The sequence below is a fragment of the Niabella soli DSM 19437 genome (genome assembly GCF_000243115.2).
Classification (GTDB): domain Bacteria; phylum Bacteroidota; class Bacteroidia; order Chitinophagales; family Chitinophagaceae; genus Niabella; species Niabella soli.
Genome location: NZ_CP007035.1, coordinates 2818827 through 2840108 on the forward strand (window position 1 = coordinate 2818827; position 21282 = coordinate 2840108).

Below are 21282 nucleotides of genomic sequence, written 5' to 3' on the forward strand. Positions count from 1 at the left end.
ACTGTTGTGTAGCTATTGGCACATCTTCTTTATTTTTACGGCTGTATGCATACAACAGTTTATAAGGAAAAAGCAGAACAATATTCTATTAAAGCAAATCAATTGCAGCAAAAGCTGGGATGGCTCAGTTTTTCCCGGCTGGTGCTTTTTGCCGGTTTCATTTATTTGCTTTATCGCTCCACTCAAACCGGTACAGCCGTTGCTATCGTAGCAGCTATTGCTGTTTTTGTCGTCTTTATCATGATAGTGAAATGGTACGACCGGCTGCAACAACAAGTTAGTTATTACAAAGCGCTGGTTAAATATAACGCAGACGAGACCACCTTTCTTGAAACGAACCGGTCAACCTACTCAAATGGCAAAGAATACGAAGACCCGCACCATCCCTATTCTTATGACCTTGATTTTTTTGGAGCCGGCGGATTATATGCCCATCTGAACCGCTGCAGTACTTCATTTGGGAAAAAGGAACTGGCGGACCTATTGTTAAATCCGGAAACAAACACAATTGCCCGGCGACAGGAGGCGATTCGGGAACTGGCGGGGTTAACTGATTTTCGTCAGCAATTATATGCTAAAGGAAGCCTGCAGGAGAACCGGGAGAAAGATTTGAAACAACTCACGGACTGGATCCATTCCCCAAAAACCGGGATCAGCAAGCCCCTATATTTTGCACTTTTAATAATGCCCCTGGTCACTATTGGGAGCCTATTATATTATATGTTCGTGTCCGACAATAACGAAGTATTCAGACTCATTTACCTGACGTTTATCCTCAACCTGGCGATCGCCTTTTCATTTGGCAAAAAAATTGCACAGCAATTAAGCGTTTCCACATCCGTAAATAAGATATTAGCGGCCTACAGGGATCAACTGCGATCGATAGAAGAACAGCAATTCCAGGCGCCGCTCCTGCAGCAATACCAGCAACAGTTAAAAGACAATACGCAAACAGCATCCATGCGATTGCACCAGTTAGCATCGCTTTTTGAATACCTGGAATCGATCATTAATTTGATAGTAAGCATTTTATTGAACGGGCTCTTCCTTTTTCATATTCACATTTTATACCGCCTGGGCAACTGGAAGCAAAAACATGCAGCGCAGATCCCCGGATGGCTGGAAGTGATCGGAAAACTGGAAGCACTGGGCAGCCTGGGCAATTTTTCTTTTAACAACCCGGAGAACTGTTTCCCTGAGATCAGCACCGGTCCTGATCTTCAGGCTATGGCGCTGGGGCATCCGCTTATTAAAAAAGAAAAAAGAGTGTGCAACGACATCCGTTTTCATGAACAGCAATTCATCATTCTTACCGGCTCCAATATGAGTGGCAAAAGCACTTTCCTGCGTACCGTAGGCATGAACCTGGCGCTGGCCAAAAGCGGGTCAGCCGTAACCGCCTCCCGATTGGTGTTTTATCCTTTCGATGTATTTGTGAGTATGCGCATTACCGATTCGTTACAGGAAAGCGAGTCCTTTTTTTATGCAGAGCTAAAACGGTTACAAACAATAGTGCAACACCTGGAACAGGGAAACAAAACTTTTGTCATTTTGGATGAAATTTTACGGGGCACCAACAGCAATGACAAACGCAATGGAACTATCGGATTGATCCGCAAGCTGGCGGCCTTTGACACTTTTGGCATTATTGCAACGCATGATGTTATGGTGGCCGACCTGATAAAGGAATACCCTTCCTACATCGCCAATAAAGCCTTTGAATCAGAAATTGTGAATGATGAGTTGTTGTTCGACTATAAACTGAAAAATGGCGTATGTACCAAACTAAGCGCCTCTTATCTCATGAAAAAACTGGGTGTTATTGACCAATAGCTGCTATGCAATAGGTATTGTTTCTCATTAATGACGCTATGCGAAACTTGCAGCTTCGCATTTTTATTTTATCGCCTGCGGCGATTTTTAAATAACTATTGCTGCGCGCCAATGCATTAAATGAAAAGGTGTTGCATTTTATACATTTTGATTTGGAATAATTATTTATTGATTTACAATAAATTTATTTTGATATTCAAAAAAAATCATTTTCCTTTATAGCAAAATTTGCTATATGAAAAAACAAACTGGCACCATGATAAAGATTAAAATCAGCTATGTGTTATTGCTACTCTTTACGTTGTTTTATACCCTGTTTTTTGAAGGGGGCATCCAGCATTTTAAGGAGGGATGGAACAGTGTTGATTGCAGCACTTGCGAAGAAAGCAGAAAGATCATTACCGGTACCAGTCCCGATCCGGGCCGTAGCTTCTGGATCTTGAAAGGATGCTCGTATCTTTTGCTTTTCACATATATAGGTATCGGCATCGCTTTTTTATCCAAATTATATCATTTTATAAAATCTGCAAGTCGAAATAAAATTTTCGAGTCAATCAATATTAAACGTGTCACGTCCATGGGATGGTTGGCCATATTGATTGGCATTATTACTTACCTGATTAATTATCTTCTCGTTTACACAAAAGGTACACCTGTACCTCAGCCCGCAGCCGTTATTTATAAAACAGAGTTCCCCTTTTGGCCCTTCCTGTTAGGTTTAGTGTTGCTTACCGTTGGCTATACTTTTAAAAAAGGGGTGGAATTAAAAGAAGAAAACGATTTAACTGTTTAAATTAAAAACAAATGAAAACAAAGCAAGTTATTTTACTTTTGAATATTCTCGTGTGGATCATATTTGTTGCGCTGTGCGTAGAAGCAGGCTCCATCCTGATAAGCAGTTTGGTATGGCTGGTCATGCCTAATAGTTCCTATCATTTATTTAAGTGGAAAGCGCTATCAGCACTGTTCGGATACGATAAAGGACATTTTGCTGCTATAATAATCGTAGTAAGTATTGTAACCATACTTAAAGCGTATCTTTTTTATCTTATTATTAAATTGATGAGCAACAAAAACCTTAAGTTCTCCCAGCCCTTTAGCGCAGAAGTCAACCGGTTGATTTCATGGGGATCCGTTTGTGCATTATTTATTGGTCTTTTTTCAAAATATGGATTCGAGTATGCCCAATGGCTGTCAGCAAAGGGCATCTCTATGCCGGATGCAGCAGCGCTGAAACTGGATGGCGCTGAAGTATGGATTCTAATGGGCGTTATACTTTTTGCAATTGCCCAGGTTTTCAAAAGGGGCGTTGAACTGCAACAGGAAAACGATTTAACTGTATAACAATGCCGATTATTATAAACCTGGACGTGATGATGGCGCGGCGCAAAATGTCGCTGAATGAGCTCAGTGAAAAAGTAAGCATTACCCTGTCCAACCTTTCTATTCTGAAGAATGGAAAAGCAAAAGCCATTCGTATCGAAACCCTGGAATCTATTTGCCGGGCATTGGATTGCCAACCGGGGGATATTCTTGAATATGTAAAAGACTAGCTGATCACCTATGTACAAATAGCAATATTTTATTAAAACACATTTATATAACCATGAAATTTAAAAATATGATTTTCAATTTTCATGGTTATCTATTTTAATACACACGCCTTCATTTCCTACAAAAGGCCCTATATCGCTACATTACAGCATTTATAAAAACGCACTTTTTAAAATGCCCCTACATAAATTCAAACCCGATATCTCTTCGGTAATACATATCATCAAAATGAATATCAGAAAGAATGGCTTTTGAATTACGCACCGCATCTGCAACGGTGTCCCCAAAAGAAGTAACGCAAAGCACACGGCCACCGTTGGTAACCACCTGTCCGGCATGTGTTTTCGTGCCGGCATGAAACAAAATGGATGCACCCATCGGCTGATCCAACCCGGTGATCTTAAATCCCTTTTCATAATCGCCGGGATACCCGCCGCTTACGGCCATTACCGTAACAGCAGTACGCGGATCTTCTTCAACTGTAATTTCAGCAAGCCGGTTTTCAGCAGCCGCTTTACAGATAAGCGCCAGATCCGTTTTCAAACGCGGCATTACCACTTCTGTTTCGGGGTCGCCCATACGGCAATTATATTCAATCACAAAAGGATCATCTCCCACTTTTATCAATCCGATAAATACGAATCCCGTATAATCGATTCCTTCTTTTTTCAGCCCCTCCACAGTAGGCTTAATAATACGGTCTGTGACTTTTTGCATAAACATGGCATCCGCAAAAGGCACCGGACTAACGGCCCCCATGCCCCCTGTATTCAGACCACTGTCTTTTTCTCCAATGCGTTTATAATCTTTTGCCTGTGGCAGTAACACGTATTCGTTGCCATCTGTAACAATGAACACGCTCATCTCAATACCGGAAAGAAATTCCTCCACCACTACTTTACGGCTGGCTTCGCCAAATTTCGCCTCCTGTATCATGGCTTCAAACTCGGCAACCGCTTCTTCATTGGTCTGACAGATCACCACCCCTTTCCCGGCCGCTAATCCATCAGCCTTTAATACTACAGGTAGCGCGTGGTTACCAACATAGGCTTTTCCTTCTTCAAAATTGATTGCCGTAAACTCCCGGTAGGCAGCCGTTGGTATCTGGTTCCGTTCCATAAAGCCCTTGGCAAATGCCTTGCTCCCTTCCAGTTGCGCACCGAATTGCGAGGGGCCAATAAATAATATATCTTTTAAAGCAGCATCCTTTTTAAAGAAGTCCCAGATGCCTTTTACAAGGGGTTCCTCGGGACCTGCTACCACCATTTCGATCTGGTTTTGCCGGCAAAAGGCGCCGATCCCTTCAAAATCATTGATCCCAAGATCAACGTTAACGCCCAGGGCTGCTGTGCCCGGGTTGCCCGGAGCAATAAACAATTCATGATTGCCACGGTTTTTCATATTCCACACCAATGCATGCTCCCTGCCGCCGCTTCCTAAAACTAATATCTTCATTTTTGCTTTAAATCAATTTTATGCGGGAAAGATAGCTATAAAATGAAAATAAATGGTGATTCCGCATTTTTATGTATTTTGCCCGGCAAACTTCACACAAACATTTGTTAAATGAATAACAACGTGACCGTTCCTTCCTCCCCAAAGCACCCAAAGGGGCTTGCTGTATTATTTGCAACTGAAATGTGGGAACGGTTTAACTACTATGGCATGCGTGCCATCCTGGTATTATATATGACCAAGGCGCTGTTCTTTGATAAGGCCTTCGCCTCAAATCTATACGGAAGCTATACCAGCCTTTCTTACCTGACGCCCCTGATCGGCGGCTATATAGCAGACCGGTATTGGGGAAACCGCCGCTCCATTATTACCGGCGGCCTTGTGATGGCCATTGGAGAGTTTATATTATTTATCTGTGCGTCTGTATATTCCACACAACCCCAGCTATCAACATTTTTATTTTTTACCGGGCTGGGCGTTATGATCGCCGGAAACGGATTTTTTAAACCAAATATTTCTTCGCTGGTAGGTCAGTTATACCCCAAAGGAGACCGGCGGATTGATGCGGCCTATACCATATTTTATATGGGCATTAACGTAGGGGGAGCCCTCGGGCCATTTGTTTGTGGCATGGTTGGGGATACGGGTAATCCGGCTGACTTTAAATGGTCGTTCCTGTGTGCAGGCATCGGCATGTTGATCAGCGTAGCGATTCAAAAGGCATTTCATCATAAATATGTAGTAGCCCCTGACTCGGGCAAAGTACTGGGGCTTACGCCCGAGAATACTCCCCGCAGGGTTATCGCCCCCCTGTTTATTATTCTGGGCATGGTTGCCTTTGCGGTTATCACAACCGGCGCTTTATACGCCGATGCCAAAGTTTTCAGCTATCTTACCTACCTGCTGGCCGCCGCCGCTTTGTTTATTGCTTTTATTGTCTTCTCTGATAAAACGCTTAACAAAATTGAAAAGCAGCGCATTGGTGTAATATTTATTGTATCCTTTTTTGTTATCTTTTTCTGGAGCGCTTACGAACAGGCAGGCGCTTCCTTAACCTTTTTTGCCGAAGAGCAAACCCAGCGTAACCTGGGGTTCTGGACGGTTCCGGCAAGCCTTTTTCAATCCCTGAACTCCATTTTTATTATATGTTTTGCGCCTGTCCTGGCCTGGCTGTGGATAAAACTGGGCAAGCGGGAGCCTTCCTCTCCGGCAAAAATGGCCGGGGGCCTGTTCTTTCTTGCGTTAGGATATTTGTGGATCGCCTTTGGCGTAAAAGGTGTTGCGCCCGGAATAAAAGTAAGTATGATCTGGCTAACCGGGATGTACGCACTGCATACCGTTGGAGAACTTTTCCTTTCCCCAATTGGCTTATCCCTTGTAAACAAACTGGCGCCGCTCAAATTTGCCTCATTGTTGATGGCCGTTTGGTTTTTAGCAAATGCAGCGGCCAATAAACTTGCCGGTGTACTAAGTTCCTTATACCCGGATAATGGGAGAATTACTAATTTTCTGGGCTATCATATGAGCGACATGTATGACTTTTTCATGTTATTTGTTATTATGGCCGGCGTCGCTTCACTGATTTTATTTTTAATCTCCAGGAAACTGAGTAAGTTAATGGAAGGTGCATAAGCATTGGCCGTGCGTTCTTTTTCCGGAGAATTGCACCGGCCCCGGAGCAGAAATGCCGTATTGAAATTTATCACTATCATTCGCAATCTTTCGTCTTTCAATCAAAACAAGTATGTCAGAAAAATCATCATTCAAACCCTTTGTGCCGGATGAGGCACGTATGGCTGAATTCACATTAAAATCGGTGTTAACCGGCGCTGCTTTTGGGATCATCTTTGGCGCCGCTACGGTTTACCTGGCCCTGAAGGCCGGATTGACCGTTTCAGCCTCCATCCCCATAGCAGTGATCGCCATTACATTAGGACGAAAGTTTTTAAAAACCACTATCCTGGAGAATAACATCATACAAACGACAGGGTCAGCAGGCGAAAGTATCGCCTCGGGCGTGGTGTTTACCCTTCCGGGATTTTTATTTTTGAGTGATGGAAGTGGCGCCCAATTCTTTAATTATATGACCATCTTAACGTTGGCGATCATTGGGGGCATCCTCGGCACCCTGATGATGATCCCCCTGCGCCGGTCTTTGATCGTTAATGAACATAAAACCCTGCCCTATCCCGAAGGAACTGCCTGCGCAGATGTACTGAAGGCCGGAGAAAAAGGCGGCGATTTTGCCAAGACCGCTTTCTGGGGCCTGGGCTTTGCCTTTGTATATGCCGTGTTGCAAAAGATCGTACACGTTATTGCCGAAACGCCGTCGTTTATAACTAAACAGACCAACAAATTCTTTCCTTCAGCCAGGGTAAGCGGCGAGATCACACCCGAATACCTCGGTGTCGGATATATTATCGGACCCAGGATTGCGGGGGTACTGGTAGCAGGAGGCGTGCTGGCATGGCTTGTGCTGATTCCGCTGTTATCTTCTGTTGTTTCACCGGAACTCATCGCAGCACAACAGGTAAAACTGGGGTATCTCACCAATATAGGTGCTGCAGGCGGTAAAGGGGGCTGGGATCCGGCAGCAAAAACATTTGGCGATTTTTCATCGGCTATTTATTACGCCTATATCCGGCAGATCGGCGCGGGCGCCGTGGCGGCAGGAGGTTTTATTACCTTGTTAAAAACGATACCCACTATCATCGCTTCATTTAAAGGAAGCCTGGGCTCCATCAAAGGGGGTGCCGCAGCGGAAACAACGGTGAAAAGAACCGAGCGCGACCTGAGCATGAAAGTTGTCGGCTTTGGCAGCCTGGCCCTGGTACTGTTGATCGCTTTATTGCCCCAGATACCCGGAAATACCATTTTTCAAAAACTGCTGATCGGCATCTTGGTGGTTATTTTCGGAGCCTTCTTCGTTACGGTTTCCTCAAGGATCGTGGGGCTCATCGGATCATCCAATAACCCGGTAAGCGGCATGACCATCGCCACGTTAATGGGCACCTGTCTTATTTTTATTGCGGTAGGATGGAGCGGGAAAGCCTATGAGCCGATGGCACTGGTGGTTGGTGGCCTCATCTGTATTGCCGCCGCCAACGCAGGGGCGACTTCTCAGGATCTGAAGACCGGCTACATCATTGGGGCCACGCCAAAATATCAGCAAATAGCGTTATTTGTAGGGGTTGTTGTGGCTTCCATTGTGATAGGATTTACCGTAAACTTCCTGGATAAGCCTACTGCTGCCATGGTGGCAAAAGGCATTACCGGCCACGCTATCGGGTCAGAAGCTTATCCGGCCCCGCAGGGAACCCTTATGGCAACGTTAGCCCGCGGAATTTTGTCGTTCAATTTGGACTGGCAGTTTGTACTGGTAGGTGTTTTTATTTCAATAGTGCTGGAGCTTTGTGGCGTAAAGTCGCTGAGCTTTGCTGTAGGTGCGTACCTGCCGCTTTCTACCACGCTCCCTATTTTTATCGGAGGGTTAATAAGAGGCGCTGTAGACAAAAAAGCCGGCAAGGCCGCAAGTGCTGAAGAAGAAGAACTGGGCCGCGGCAATCTTTTTGCAACCGGGCTCGTAGCCGGAGGCGCCGTTGCCGGAGTGATCATCGCGATCCTGTCCGGATTTGACGGGCCTGCAGCCGCATTAGCTAAGGTCAATGCAGAGCACGGGCTCACCCGGGTCTTGCACGAAGACGGTTATTATATTTTGGGAACACTGGCCTTCGCAACAATGGCCTTTGTGCTTTACCGCGTAGGTTTATCAAAGAATAAAGAGTAACAGCTTAGAAGCTTGACTGGATTTTTTAGTCAGCCCTAACGCGAGCCCAGAGTTTTTTGTATACGGGATTTTCTATTGATTGGGCAGATTCACATTCAAATAGCATCATTTAATCTGCTGCTATTTACAAGTATGCTGTTATGTTTTTGAGATAAAATTTAACTGCTTAAAATATGACTTACAATATAAAACAATCATCCCCCTGGTTATACGTTCTGACATTGCTGACAGTGATTTTTTCGGGAATAGCATTTTTAATTTTTTTAGATAAAAATCAAATACTGCCCAAAGGTGGACTCTGGTCATTTATATTATCCTTCGCCCCAATTTTGGGGCTTGCTTTTTATTTACCAAGATATACGGCAATCGCAAACATAGAAATTGAAATAGATAATGAGGGTATAAAAAGAAGATGGTTGAGCCAGTTTCTCCTGCACAACAGACAGGCGATAGCAATAAAATGGGCAGACATAAAGGATTATGCATTTCAGCCTGACCGGCAATTCGACCAATTCAAATTAAATTTAACGGACGGCACAAAGTTTAAATTCTACCATAATAACGACCACGACGATAAGGATGATTTTAGAAAATTCTTTTCGGACTTTATTGAAAAAGTAGAGCAGTTAAACAATGCTGACGACAATAAGTGTAATGATATCAGGCTTGGGAAAACAATTTACGAGACGACATTGGGGTTATTAGTAGCCATTTTGGCTGCAATAATGATTGTTGGATTCCCAATAATGTTGTTCATACTACCTCACAAAGGAACAACTAGTACAAGTAGTTATTTTTATCTTGCCGCTTCATACATAGGAGCTATATATTTTGTATTTCAGGTATATATTCACAGAAAGAGAAGAAAAGAATATGAAAACAGGTTCAAATAATCATCATTCAAACTTGACGAGGTACTTTTTGGTCGACTAATTCACAACTACTGCTAATTGAGGCTGGCGTCAGGCAGGCTGAAGTGAAGATGTAATGTATATTTTGGGTGGTTCCTAAAAATTGCCTGAAACTTTTTAGCCGGGGAAGCAACCGTGCGATAAGTCTGAAGTAAAAAACAAAAATTCCCGCCTATTTTTGCTGCTGACAGTCAGTTGTCAGCACCGGTTGTTTCCTTTGTGTAGTTAAATACTACAGATGGAAAAATCAGATCTCACCAAAATCTACCGTTCCTATTTCACCGCAAAAACACAGCCGGAACTTGTTACAATAGCGCCCGCTCAATTTCTTTCCATTATTGGTAAAGGCGACCCTTCGGGCGACAGTTTTAAAAAACATATCGAAGCATTGTATTCTACCGTCTATACGATCAAATTTGCATTTAAAACACAAGGAAAAGATTTTGTGGTTTCAAAGCTGGAGGGACTCTGGTGGTTTGACGAAAGCCGGTTTGGAACACCCGCCGCTTCGGAAACGCCGTTAGCTATTCCGCGCAGCGAATGGGAATACCGCCTGCTGATACGGCTGCCGGAGTTTATCACAAAAAAGGAAGTACAGAACGCCCAGGAAGTTGTGCTACTAAAAAAGCGGTTGATCGAAGCTCAGTATCTTGAATTATTTGAAATGAATGAAGGACTTTGCGTGCAGGTACTGCACCAGGGGCCTTTTACTACAGAACCCGGATCATTAAAAAAAATTATTGCCTTTACAGAAGAACGGCGGCTCACCCGCAACGGCCTGCATCATGAAATTTATTTATCAGATTTCAGAAGAACGAAGCCGGATCAGCTTAAAACCATTTTGAGGGAGCCGGTAAAATATTTTTGGCCGGGAAAGCGGTAAGACGGCAACGCAGAAACGACGAAAAAAATAAATACTTCCCGCCGCTGCGCCTTCCCGGCTATTGCTTATTTACATAAACGCATCACTTTCCCGGTAAGCCGCAATTAGCCTGTCTTCACCGGCTTTTCCGGGTTGAGAGATACCATGTTCCATACCCAGGATACCTTTATACCCTTTTTCGTGTAACCATTTAAACACATTCTTATAATTGATCTCCCCGGTAGTGGGTTCTTTTCTTCCGGGGTTATCACCGATCTGGACATAACCGATCTCCTCCCAGGCCAGGCCCATATTGGTGATCAGGTTGCCTTCGTTTTTCTGCATGTGATAAATATCATACAGGATCTTGCAGGAAGGACTGTTCACCGCTTTGCAGATCGCATAAGTTTGCGCCGATGTTCTTAAAAAAAGATCGGGCGTATCGCTCAACGGTTCCAGGACCATTACAATACCATGCGGCTCCAGGATCGCAGCGCCTTTGCGCAATGCTTCCACCACATTCGCCGTTTGAATATCCAGTGGTAACCTGCGGTCAAAATCCCCGGGAACCACCGTAGTTAATTTACCCCCGCAACGCTTGGCCGTTTCCACGGATTTGCGGCAACCGTCAAGAAATATATCAATATGCTCCTGCTTTTTGGTGGCCAACGTATTAGCGCCGTTCCCTCCCTTGGGCAAAACAAAAACACCCATATGCATCCCCAGCTTCGCCAGCGCTTCGCCTATTTTTGTTTGCATTTCGGGCGTGCGGCTGGTCATGCCATTATCCTCAATGGAGCGGAACCCCCTTTCGTACATATATTTTATCTGATCCAGAAAATCCTTACCGGCGCTATTGGCAAACATCCCATCATGGGGAGCATAGTCCAGGTTAAAGGGTTTATCGGCGGCAGCCGTAGTTCCGGAAGACCGCGCCCACAGGCCCGTGCCCATACCCAGCGCGGTTGCCGTTAAAACATTATTCTTTACAAAGCTTCTGCGATTCATAATGGCAATATTTATTTTCGAATTAAATATAGTAAACTTTGATATTTATAAAAAAGGAAAAGTATATATTTTTAAATTGTTGTATTTTATTACCATAATAATTGTCAAAATAAAAATTTAACTATCTTCGGATCAATGAAACAGATGATTGCCGCAGTTTTGTGCCTCAGTACTGCCCTCCTTAATGCCCAGGACAAGAAAGACGCCCCTTTTCAGAAATATGAGCAAACGATCTCCGGGTCTGATGTAAAATTCACCATGGTGCCCATCCCCGCAGGGAGTTTTAAAATGGGCCGTAATGCCAAAGATCCCGGCAAGGATGCCGACGAATTGCCACCGGTAACCGTAAAACTGGATGCCTTTTATATGGGCGAAAAAGAGGTCACCTTCGACGAATATGTATTGTACCTTAATGATGAAAGCCTCGGTCAGAATGTAGATGCGGATGCCGTTACCCGGCCTACCACGCCTTATATCGATCTGACCCTGGGTATGGGAAAAGAAGGTGGCTTTCCCGCCAACAGCATGCAGCAACGCGCGGCAATTATGTACTGCAAATGGCTTTATGCAAAAACAGGCGTCTTTTACCGGTTACCTACAGAAGCGGAATGGGAATACGCTGCACGCGCGGGTGCCGAAGGTCCCTGGTTTTTTGGAGCAGATGAAAAACAACTGGGCGATTATGCCTGGTACGAAAAAAACAGTGATGGCAAATACCACAAAGCCGGTCTGAAAAAGCCCAACCCCTGGGGACTGTATGATATTTATGGTAATGTTGCTGAATGGGTGCTGGATCAATACCAGGCTGATTATTATACAACATTGGGCAAGGAAGCTACCAACCCGGTGCGTATTCCCGAAACCCGCCACCCGCGCATTGTACGGGGTGGCAGTTATAAAGACGATGCCCCGGAGCTGCGCAGCGCCAAACGAACCCAATCGGATCCCATCTGGAACCGCCGCGACCCCCAGATACCTAAAAGCAAATGGTGGAATGCTGATGCGCCTTTTGTAGGCTTCCGGCTGGTACGCCCGGCCAAACAACCCGATAAAGAAACTATTGAAAAGTTCTTCTCAACCTACATTTTGTAATGAAATTGTTCAAACCACATAGATACAGTAGAAGTCATAGCGCTCAAAGCGGTATAGATTCCCCGCCGCGACGGGGAACATAGCTGATGTGTTTTTATGTTCCTTTTTTCTGCTATCATAATTCTATGTACCTATGTGCCCGCCCGGATGAACTCCGTTCGGACAGGGTTAAGTTTAAAAAGTGTAAACAAGTTTAATTTTTAGCGATTAAATACCATATAACATGAGCAACAAAACAACAAGAAGAGATTTTGTAAAAAACGGATCGCTGATCGCCGGCGGTCTTTTGGTTGCCCCATCCCTGGGTAACATCAACTTTTTTTCCGGAGCCAAAGGAGAAATAAAGATAGCCCTTATCGGCTGCGGTGGCCGGGGTACCGGAGCGGTAACACAGGCTTTATCAACAAAGCAGAATGTGAAGTTAGTGGCTATGGCCGATGCGTTCAGGGATCGCCTGGATGGATGTTATAAGACCATCACCGCAAAAGATATGTCGGACAGTGGTTTGAAGGGAAACCTGCTCAGCAAGATCAATGTGCCCGAAGAAAATAAATTTGTCGGATTCGATGCGTATAAAAAAGCAATAGCATTGGCCGATGTGGTTATTCTTACTACACCGCCGGGCTTTCGGCCCATCCATTTTGAAGAAGCTGTAAAACAGAATAAACATATTTTCTCGGAAAAACCGATGGCAACCGATCCCGCAGGTATAAAAAAAGTGCTGGATGCGGCAGCAATTGCCAAGCAGAAAAAACTGAATGTGGTGGTAGGACTGCAACGCCGCTACCAGGATTCTTACCGCGAATTATTTAAGCGCAAAGACATGATCGGTGACATCATTTCCGGGCAGGTGTGGTGGAACAACTCCGGCGTTTGGGTAAAACAACGCGAACCCCAACAAACGGAAATGGAATACCAGATGCGCAACTGGTATTATTTTAACTGGCTTTGCGGCGATCATATCAACGAACAGCACATCCACAATATTGATGTAATGAACTGGTTTATGGAAGGGCATCCCGTTAAAGCACAGGGCATGGGTGGCCGCCAGGTAAGAACCGGGAAACAATACGGCGAAATTTACGACCACCATTATGTAGAGTTCCATTATGCCGACGGAACGATCCTGAACAGCCAGTGCCGTCATATTCCGGGCACCATGAGCAAGGTGGATGAATTGATCGTTGGCACAAAGGGCTCGATATTTGGCGATGCGTCTGTGATCAAAGACCGCTCGGGAAAAGTGCTGTTCAGCTTCGACAAAAAGGGAGGCGAACGCAATCCTTATCAAACGGAACATGACGAGCTGTTCGAAGCGGTAGCTAAAGGCGAGTATAAATTTTCGAATGCAGATTACGGCGCCACCAGCACCATGACTTCCATTATGGGTCGGATGGCAACCTATAGCGGCCAGGTGATTGAATGGGATAAGGCAATCAACTCCGGCATTGATATTATGCCCAAAGAATACAGCTTTACAGCAACGCCTCCCGTATTGCCTAATGCAGACGGTTTTTACCCCGTTGCCATGCCGGGCAAAACGAAATATTTTTCGTAAGAATTAACTCAGGTACTTTAAAAAGAAAAGCCCGGTTTTACTCCGGGCTTTTTTAATTATTGCCGTACAATTTCTAAAATCATTAAGTCGTTAACAGACCCTGATGGTTATTAAGCGGCTTCAAAGAGTTCCTCCACCTTCTTCCAGTTCACCGCGTTCCAGAAGGCTTTTAAATAATCCGGGCGTTTGTTCTGGTATTTTAAGTAGTACGCGTGTTCCCACACATCTACTCCTAAAATGGGCGTACCTTTTACTTCAGCCACATCCATAAGCGGGTTATCCTGGTTGGGGGTTGAAGTTACTTCCAGCTTGCCATCCTTAACGATCAGCCAGGCCCAGCCGCTTCCAAAACGGGTAGCGCCGGCAGTATTCACTTTTTCTTTTAATCCGTCCAGTGAACCAAAGGTTGCATTGATGGCATCCGCTAATTTACCGGAAGGAGCGCCACCGCCATTGGGACCAAGAATCTCCCAGAAAAAAGAGTGGTTCCAATGGCCACCACCATTGTTCCGAACCGCCGCAGAAATACTCCCCGCATTTTTTACTAATTCATCCAACGATTTAGTTGCGTTCTCCGTTCCTTCAACCGCCTTATTTAAATTATCAACATACGCTTTGTGGTGCCTGTCGTGATGGATTTCCATTGTTTCCTTGTCAATGTGCGGCTCCAGTGCATCAAATGCATAAGGGAGGGCTGGTAGTGTAAATGCCATGATCTTATTATTTTTTAGTTGTGATTAAATCATTTGCTTTGTAACTATAACAAAAGTAGCCTATTATAGTTGTGTAACACAAACAAATACAACAAAAATTCAGCCATAGCAGATTCAAAAGTATTATTTAAAAGTTAGTAAAATAATTAGCAAAAACCAGGTCGAACATATTAACGTTTGCTTTTTTAGTTTTTAAATAAGCACCCGGCATCATTATTTTATTGAGATCCCGGTAAAGAACCAGTTCTGTTTTAAAATGCGATTTTAATAATTGATCTATAAGAGCTATTTCTTCCTGGTACCGCCGGTAACCGGCCTCATTATTAAGACAAAACTGATCATGATCCAATAACATTGCCCCATTATATTCCATAAAATCCGTCACCACTATACTATGCCAGGGCATTAAAACACTTAAGAGGATGTGCACTTTAAACAACCCACGGTTTTCGTTGGACGCATAATCCAGGTAAAAACAAAATTTATTAAGATACAATTCCGTCTGATCTTTTAACTGATGCGGCGGAAACCGTTCCTTTAAAGCGCGCATAAACGCCTCCCATTGCGGGCTAAGCCTTTCCTTCATGATCCGGGCCGAACGCTTCCTTCTTGCATAAGCCCTGTCATACCCCACCTGGTCCGCAGCCGGGGTCAAACCCTTCGGGTAATAATCGTATACCTTTTTTACAAGCTGCGTCTTATTCATATTTAATATTTTAAGTATATTTTATTATAATATTAAAACGATTTTTTTATCTTTTATAATTAAAAAATGACATAAACAATATACAAAATAATTAGTAAATACCAGTAAACAAATGAAATAATTAATATATTGATAATTCAATATATTTAAATAAAGTACCGAACTTCTCCGATCGATTTTATAGATAGCATAAAAACTACGCCGGAATTTTATAAAGAATAGTGATAATGGGAACAGGAGGCCGTCAATCAAAGGCCGCCGGAAGGCCTGAAGGTCTTGTTTTTCAATGGGGTTTGCCGCGGCCAAAGAATGTTTTTGGCATATTTTCAATGGCAGGCGGTTACCGCTTATTTCTGAAAAATTCCTTCATCAATGCAGCACATTCTGTTTCGAGGATACCTGTAGTGAGTTGTGTTTTGGGATGAAAAGGCGAGACGCCGGGTTGTACGCGACTAAAACCGTTCTTGCTGTCTGAAGCGCCCCAAACCACCCGGCTGATCTTGCTCCAGTACAAAGCGCCGGCGCACATAACGCAGGGCTCCACCGTAACGTAAAGCGTCGCGTCCGGAAGGTATTTTGCGCCCAGGTGATTAAAAGCAGAAGTCAACGCGATCATTTCCGCATGAGCGGTAGGATCATTCAACTTTTCGGTCATATTATAGCCGCGTGCAATTACCTTTTGCTGTGCTACTACAACGGCCCCGATGGGAATTTCTTCCTCCTCAAATGCCCGCGCAGCTTCCTTTAAAGCCAGTTGCATAAAATATTCGTCCGTCACGTAATTTGTTTTAACAAAGAAAGCAAAATTAAAAATACACAAGATAGAATTATAAGCAGAACAACATTTTTATTCTCGCAGATTGCACAGATTTACACAGAACTATTTGCATTTTCAGTTCAATCTCTGATCTTTTCTGTGAAAATCTGTGTTTTCTGTGAGCCATTTTTTAAGTTATGCAAAACAATTCATTTGTGCATTCTGTACAACTAATGTTAAGTCAAGTCAATAATATCTGTTGCCACTAAGACACGAAGGCGCAAAGAATAATGACTTAGTGGCCTTGTGCCTTTGTGGCCTAATAAAATGTATTTGACATAGCACTTAATTGTTTTAACCACAGGGGAAAGAGAGCGTTAACACAGAGAACGCAGCGCCCTGCTAATCAATGGGCCTCCTCTGTCATCTCTGCACCTTCTCTGCATTATTCTCTGTGGTTTATCTTTATATTCCGTTGTATCCCTAAATCATGCTGCAATGTAGAACGATGGAATTCGTGGCTTCTCGGAGCTAAATAATCCGGAATTTGTTAACTTGTTCGCCCATTACGGGTTTAAACTGTTAACTATTATACGCATGTCGTTTCCCAAACAAAAAATAGAAGAAAAATTTAAAGAAACCTACCAGCGCCTGAACGAACAGCAGCGGATGGCAGTGGATACCCTGGAAGGACCGGTAATGGTTATTGCCGGCCCCGGCACGGGCAAAACCCAGATCCTGGCGGCCCGCATCGGGAAGATCCTGCTCGAAACGGACGCGCTGCCGGAAAACATTCTTTGTCTTACCTATACAGACGCGGGCGTGGTAGCCATGCGCAAACGCCTGCAGCAATTTATTGGTGCGGACGCCTACAAGGTTAATATTTACACCTTTCATGCTTTTTGCAATGATGTGATCCAGGACAACCTATCCCTTTTTGAAAAAACTGCGCTGGATCCTGTTTCTGAACTGGAACGCATTGAGTATTTTAAACGGCTGATCGATGGCTTCCCCAAAAATCATCCTTTAAAACGGTACCGGGGAGATGTATATTTTGATGCGCTGCACCTCCAAAACCTGTTCTCCGCCATGAAACGCGAGGGCTGGACGCCTGAATTCATCAACCAAAAGATTGATGCCTATATCAATGATCTTCCCAACCGGGAAGAATACATCGCCAAACGGGCGGTAAAAGAATTTAAAAAAGGCGACCTGCGCACGGACCAGATTGCGGAGGCAACGGAAAAGATCGAACGGGTGCGCGCTGCGGTAAATGAATTCAACCGGTTTCAAAAACTGATGAATGAAGAACGGCGCTATGATTTTGACGACATGATCAATTGGGTCATCCGCGCCCTTGAAGAAAATGAATCTTTACTGCGCGACTACCAGGAACGGTATCATTACATTCTGGTAGATGAATTCCAGGATACCAGCGGTACGCAGAACCGGATCGTACAGTTATTGATCAACTTCTGGGAGCGCCCCAATGTGTTTGTTGTGGGCGATGACGACCAAAGTATCTATCGCTTCCAGGGGGCGAATGTGCAGAATATGCTGGACTTTGCACACCAGTATCAGCAGGATCTGAAAACCGTGGTACTCACCAATAACTACCGTAGCATCCAGCCCATTTTAGACGTATCAAAGTCGGTGATCTCAAAAAATACCGAGCGGCTGGTAACCCAGCTTCCGGGCCTCAGCAAGGAACTGATCGCCGCCAACAACACCATCAATCAGCTTACCAACCCTCCGGAATTAACCGAATATAATAGCGAAAAGGAAGAAATGGCGGGTATTTGCTTGAGCGTGGAACAACTGGTAAAACAAGGTATCGCCCCGGGACGCATCGCTGTAATTTATAAAGAGAATAAATACGGGGAGGAATTAGCCAATTATTTCCGGCTGATGGGCATACCCGTTTTCAGCAAGCGGCCCATCAACCTGCTGCAACACCCTTTTATAAAAAAGATCATCACCATTTTAAGATATCTTGAGGAAGAACATGACATCCCTTATGGAGGCGATGAATTATTATTCGAAATACTGCACTATGATTTTTATAAGATCCCACCGATAGAAATTGCGAAATTGAATACAGAGGTCAGCCGGCGGCAATATAAAGGTGAAGCAACATCGCTGCGGCAATTGTTATCCGAAAAAGCAAAGGCGCCCGCAATCGATTTGTTTGATGCCGGCCTTCATGAAGGACTAAAAAACTTCAATGCCGTTTATGAACAACTGATCGCCGATGTATCCAATGTTACCTTGCAACAACTAACAGAGAACATCATCCGCTATGCAGGCGTATTGCCCTATACACTGCATCATGCGGAAAAAGCACTATTAATGCAGATGTTATCTTCTTTTTTTGATTTTATTAAAGAAGAGAACAGCCGGAACCCTGCCCTGGACCTGGAAGCGCTGATCAGCATCATCAACACCATGGAGAAAGAAAAGATCCCGCTTTCATTAATGCGCACTATTGGCAACGACAAAGGCGTAAACCTGCTAACGGCCCACGGGAGCAAGGGTTTGGAGTTTGAATATGTATTCCTCGCCGGAACCAATGCCAGCTATTGGGAAAAGAAACGGTCGATGCCGGTGATCTTCAAATTGCCTGATACGCTGTTTAGTTCGCAACCCGACGGAGATACCCTTGAAGAACTGCGGCGGGTGTTTTATGTGGCCATTACACGTGCAGAAAAATATCTGTACCTCTCCTGGTCCAAAATGAATAACGCAGGAAAGGAATTAGAGCCCTCCCGGTTTATTGCGGAGATACAGGAACAGCACGAGATCGTAATAAACTATCGTGAAATCGACAGCGATACAATGACCGCTTTCCGCCAATTGCAATTCACCGCCCAGGCTCCCACCATTGTTGCGAACGAAGATGATTTTATCACGCCCCTCCTCGATAAATTTGTAATGAACGTAACAGCGCTGAATAATTACCTTGATTGTCCGTTGAAATTTTATTATCAGAATCTGCTGCGCATCCCATCGGGTAAAAACGAGAATACGGAATTTGGAAGTGCCATCCACTTTGCATTGGAGCGCTTTTTCAAAAAAATGAAGGAAGACAAAGAGAGTAATTTTCCGGAGGTAGCCACCTTATACGAAGATTTTAAATGGTATATGCAACGCCACCGGCAGAACTTTACCAAAGAAGCTTTTGCCCGCAGGATGGAGCAGGGCGCTATTATCCTTCCTGAATATTATAACAATTATATTGACGCCTGGAACAAAGTGGTAGTGGTGGAGCTAAACATCAAAAACGTTGTATTGGATGGCGTGCCGCTAAAAGGGAAACTGGACAAACTGGAATTTAATGGTCGCGATGTAACTGTGGTGGATTATAAAACCGGCAGTGTAACCTATGCCCAGACAAAATTAAAAGCGCCGAATGAGAAAGAGCCCCTGGGAGGTGATTACTGGCGCCAGGCGGTATTTTATAAATTGCTGGTAGATCACTATGAACTAAAAAACTGGAAAGTAGCCAGCGCCGAATTCGATTTTATTGAGCCTGACGAAAAGAAACAATTCGTTAAACATAAAATCCTATTGTTGCCCGAGCATGCTGAAATAGTAAAACAACAGATAACCACCACCTGGCAACATATTCAAAACCGGGAGTTTTATAAAGGTTGCGGAAAAGAAGATTGCCATTGGTGCAATTTTGTGAAAGACAACCAGCTTTATACCCACCTGGAAGACGTAGACGAGGACCCGGACCTGTAGTTGACGGCTCGTAAAAAATAAGGATGAGTGACCAATTTACCTTTTCCGCTCCGGCAGGAGCAGCGTGTTTATAGAAAATATACGAGTGAGGATTGGGCTCCGTGTGTACGCGGCATCCTAACGGAGCCGGTGCGCTTCATCACTATGATGTTGCAAACACAGGGCTCCTATGGAGCCATAGCCATTTCGTCTGAATTCAACGCTTCTTTATTAAAGGGGAATTTGTTATATATCCAAAAATAATAGCGCCCGATTAGTTATTAGAAAAATTTTTACTTTTATATTGCAACCAAAACCAAACCGCATTTATATGACAAATATTTTTTCACCGGAGGGAGCTCAATCTTTTATAAAGCGTATCGACTTATTAACGCCCAAAAGTCAGCCGCAATGGGGTAAAATGAGCGTAGATCAGATGTTAGCGCATTTATGTGTGATGTACGAGCTGGTATACACCGATAAACATCCCCGACCGAAAGGATTTGTGAAATGGATCTTAAAAACCTTCGTCAAGAAAACAGTGGTTAATGAAGTTCCTTATAAGCACAACATAAGAACGGCGCCTTTTTTCCTGATCACCGGCGCGCGTGATTTTGAAAAAGAACAGGCACGCCTGATCGGGTACATCCGGCAAACCCAGGAGTTGGGCGGCGCTTATTTCAATGGGAAGGAATCGCATTCTTTCGGGCCGCTAACGGAACCGGAATGGAATAATCTTTTTGCCAAACACCTGGATCATCATCTCCGGCAATTTGGTGTTTAAAAGTCATTAATGGAAATCGGGGAAGCAAAAAATATGATCCGGGCACTGCCACTCTCCGGCACGGTCCCCCAGCTATGGGCAGATCTGGGTTGCGGCAGCGGCTTATTTACCCGTGCGTTGCTCAGTCTGCTTCCTCCAGCCGGCACTGTTTACGCGTTTGACAAAAGTCCGCAGGCTTTCAACGAACCAGGCATACAATTCTCCCGGCTTGATTTTGAAAAACAGGCGCTTCCGGTGCCACTATTGTCCGGTATTTTAATGGCCAATTCGTTGCATTATATCAGCAACCAGTTAGAGTTGATCACCCGGCTGAAAACCCAATTACGACCGCAAGGTATGCTCGCAATAATAGAATACGACACACGGGAAGCCAATCCCTGGGTGCTCTACCCTGTACCACCGGAAAAAGCAAGGAGACTGGCAATTGATGCAGGGTTTACAAATTTCAGCTTGCTTAACACCAGAAAATCGATTTACCAGGGAGGAGGTATGTATCTTGCCGCTATCTCCTGATATTGTATCAACTATTAAATGATAGA

The 21282-nt window shown here is 44.3% G+C and carries 18 protein-coding genes; 13 read left to right on the forward strand and 5 right to left on the reverse strand.

Going from position 1 to position 21282, the window contains the following annotated elements; genetic code table 11:
• The first annotated feature begins 45 nt into the window (after positions 1 to 45).
• From NIASO_RS12020 to NIASO_RS12035, 4 genes are all read left to right on the forward strand, one after another.
• Complete coding sequence (locus tag NIASO_RS12020) at positions 46 to 1833, forward strand: MutS-related protein (protein ID WP_008586140.1); 1788 nt, start codon at positions 46 to 48, stop codon at positions 1831 to 1833.
• A 235-nt stretch (positions 1834 to 2068) separates the two neighbouring features.
• Positions 2069 to 2626 carry a DUF2975 domain-containing protein gene (locus NIASO_RS12025; RefSeq protein WP_008586141.1) on the forward strand — a complete coding sequence of 186 codons (558 nt, stop codon included), beginning with the start codon at positions 2069 to 2071 and terminating at the stop codon, positions 2624 to 2626.
• Between the two features lie 11 nt (positions 2627 to 2637).
• Positions 2638 to 3177, forward strand: coding sequence for a DUF2975 domain-containing protein (locus tag NIASO_RS12030; protein ID WP_008586144.1), 540 nt, complete (start codon positions 2638 to 2640; stop codon positions 3175 to 3177).
• 2 nt (positions 3178 to 3179) lie between these two features.
• Positions 3180 to 3386 (forward strand): helix-turn-helix domain-containing protein, encoded by a 207-nt coding sequence (locus NIASO_RS12035; RefSeq protein WP_025298918.1) that lies wholly within the window; start codon positions 3180 to 3182, stop codon positions 3384 to 3386.
• A gap of 181 nt (positions 3387 to 3567) precedes the next feature.
• Here NIASO_RS12035 and purD read toward each other — a convergent pair whose 3' ends face one another.
• A complete protein-coding gene (gene purD / locus NIASO_RS12040) occupies positions 3568 to 4842 on the reverse strand; it encodes a phosphoribosylamine--glycine ligase (protein WP_008586148.1) in 1275 nt (424 codons plus the stop codon).
• A gap of 111 nt (positions 4843 to 4953) precedes the next feature.
• On the opposite strand from purD, the gene NIASO_RS12045 reads away from it, so the two are divergent.
• The 4 genes from NIASO_RS12045 to NIASO_RS12060 all read left to right on the forward strand — a co-directional run bounded on the left by NIASO_RS12045 (position 4954) and on the right by NIASO_RS12060 (position 10423).
• On the forward strand, positions 4954 to 6474 hold the full coding sequence (locus tag NIASO_RS12045; protein WP_008586150.1) for a peptide MFS transporter: 1521 nt from the start codon (positions 4954 to 4956) through the stop codon (positions 6472 to 6474).
• 112 nt (positions 6475 to 6586) lie between these two features.
• A complete protein-coding gene (locus tag NIASO_RS12050) occupies positions 6587 to 8629 on the forward strand; it encodes an OPT family oligopeptide transporter (protein WP_008586151.1) in 2043 nt (680 codons plus the stop codon).
• A gap of 173 nt (positions 8630 to 8802) precedes the next feature.
• The gene (locus tag NIASO_RS12055) at positions 8803 to 9522 is read left to right on the forward strand and encodes a hypothetical protein (protein ID WP_008586153.1); all 720 of its coding nucleotides are present in this window, start codon (positions 8803 to 8805) and stop codon (positions 9520 to 9522) included.
• Positions 9523 to 9778: 256 nt separating this feature from the next.
• A complete protein-coding gene (locus NIASO_RS12060) occupies positions 9779 to 10423 on the forward strand; it encodes a GyrI-like domain-containing protein (protein WP_025298920.1) in 645 nt (214 codons plus the stop codon).
• 69 nt (positions 10424 to 10492) lie between these two features.
• Here NIASO_RS12060 and NIASO_RS12065 read toward each other — a convergent pair whose 3' ends face one another.
• Positions 10493 to 11410 carry a hydroxypyruvate isomerase family protein gene (locus tag NIASO_RS12065; RefSeq protein ID WP_008581726.1) on the reverse strand — a complete coding sequence of 306 codons (918 nt, stop codon included), beginning with the start codon at positions 11408 to 11410 and terminating at the stop codon, positions 10493 to 10495.
• A 135-nt stretch (positions 11411 to 11545) separates the two neighbouring features.
• Here NIASO_RS12065 and NIASO_RS12070 point away from each other — a divergent pair, with 135 nt between their 5' ends.
• Entirely contained in the window at positions 11546 to 12502 is a 957-nt protein-coding gene (locus NIASO_RS12070) for a formylglycine-generating enzyme family protein (RefSeq protein WP_008586158.1), read from the forward strand.
• Between the two features lie 223 nt (positions 12503 to 12725).
• Positions 12726 to 14060 (forward strand): Gfo/Idh/MocA family protein, encoded by a 1335-nt coding sequence (locus NIASO_RS12075; protein ID WP_008586160.1) that lies wholly within the window; start codon positions 12726 to 12728, stop codon positions 14058 to 14060.
• A gap of 110 nt (positions 14061 to 14170) precedes the next feature.
• Here the strand turns inward: NIASO_RS12075 and NIASO_RS12080 are convergent, their stop codons facing one another.
• The 3 genes from NIASO_RS12080 to NIASO_RS12095 form a co-directional block, all read right to left on the reverse strand.
• The gene (locus NIASO_RS12080) at positions 14171 to 14773 is read right to left on the reverse strand and encodes a superoxide dismutase (RefSeq protein WP_008586162.1); all 603 of its coding nucleotides are present in this window, start codon (positions 14771 to 14773) and stop codon (positions 14171 to 14173) included.
• Positions 14774 to 14900: 127 nt separating this feature from the next.
• A complete protein-coding gene (locus NIASO_RS12085) occupies positions 14901 to 15479 on the reverse strand; it encodes a hypothetical protein (RefSeq protein ID WP_008586163.1) in 579 nt (192 codons plus the stop codon).
• Positions 15480 to 15819: 340 nt separating this feature from the next.
• Positions 15820 to 16257 (reverse strand): nucleoside deaminase, encoded by a 438-nt coding sequence (locus NIASO_RS12095; RefSeq protein WP_008586165.1) that lies wholly within the window; start codon positions 16255 to 16257, stop codon positions 15820 to 15822.
• A gap of 576 nt (positions 16258 to 16833) precedes the next feature.
• Between NIASO_RS12095 and NIASO_RS12100 the strand changes: the two genes are divergently transcribed.
• From NIASO_RS12100 to NIASO_RS12115, 3 genes are all read left to right on the forward strand, one after another.
• A complete protein-coding gene (locus NIASO_RS12100; protein WP_008586166.1) occupies positions 16834 to 19980 on the forward strand; it encodes an ATP-dependent helicase in 3147 nt (1048 codons plus the stop codon).
• Between the two features lie 310 nt (positions 19981 to 20290).
• Entirely contained in the window at positions 20291 to 20743 is a 453-nt protein-coding gene (locus NIASO_RS12110; protein WP_008586169.1) for a DUF1569 domain-containing protein, read from the forward strand.
• Between the two features lie 9 nt (positions 20744 to 20752).
• Positions 20753 to 21256: a class I SAM-dependent methyltransferase gene (locus NIASO_RS12115; protein WP_008586171.1), complete on the forward strand. Its 504-nt coding sequence runs from the start codon at positions 20753 to 20755 to the stop codon at positions 21254 to 21256.
• Positions 21257 to 21282: the final 26 nt, after the last annotated feature.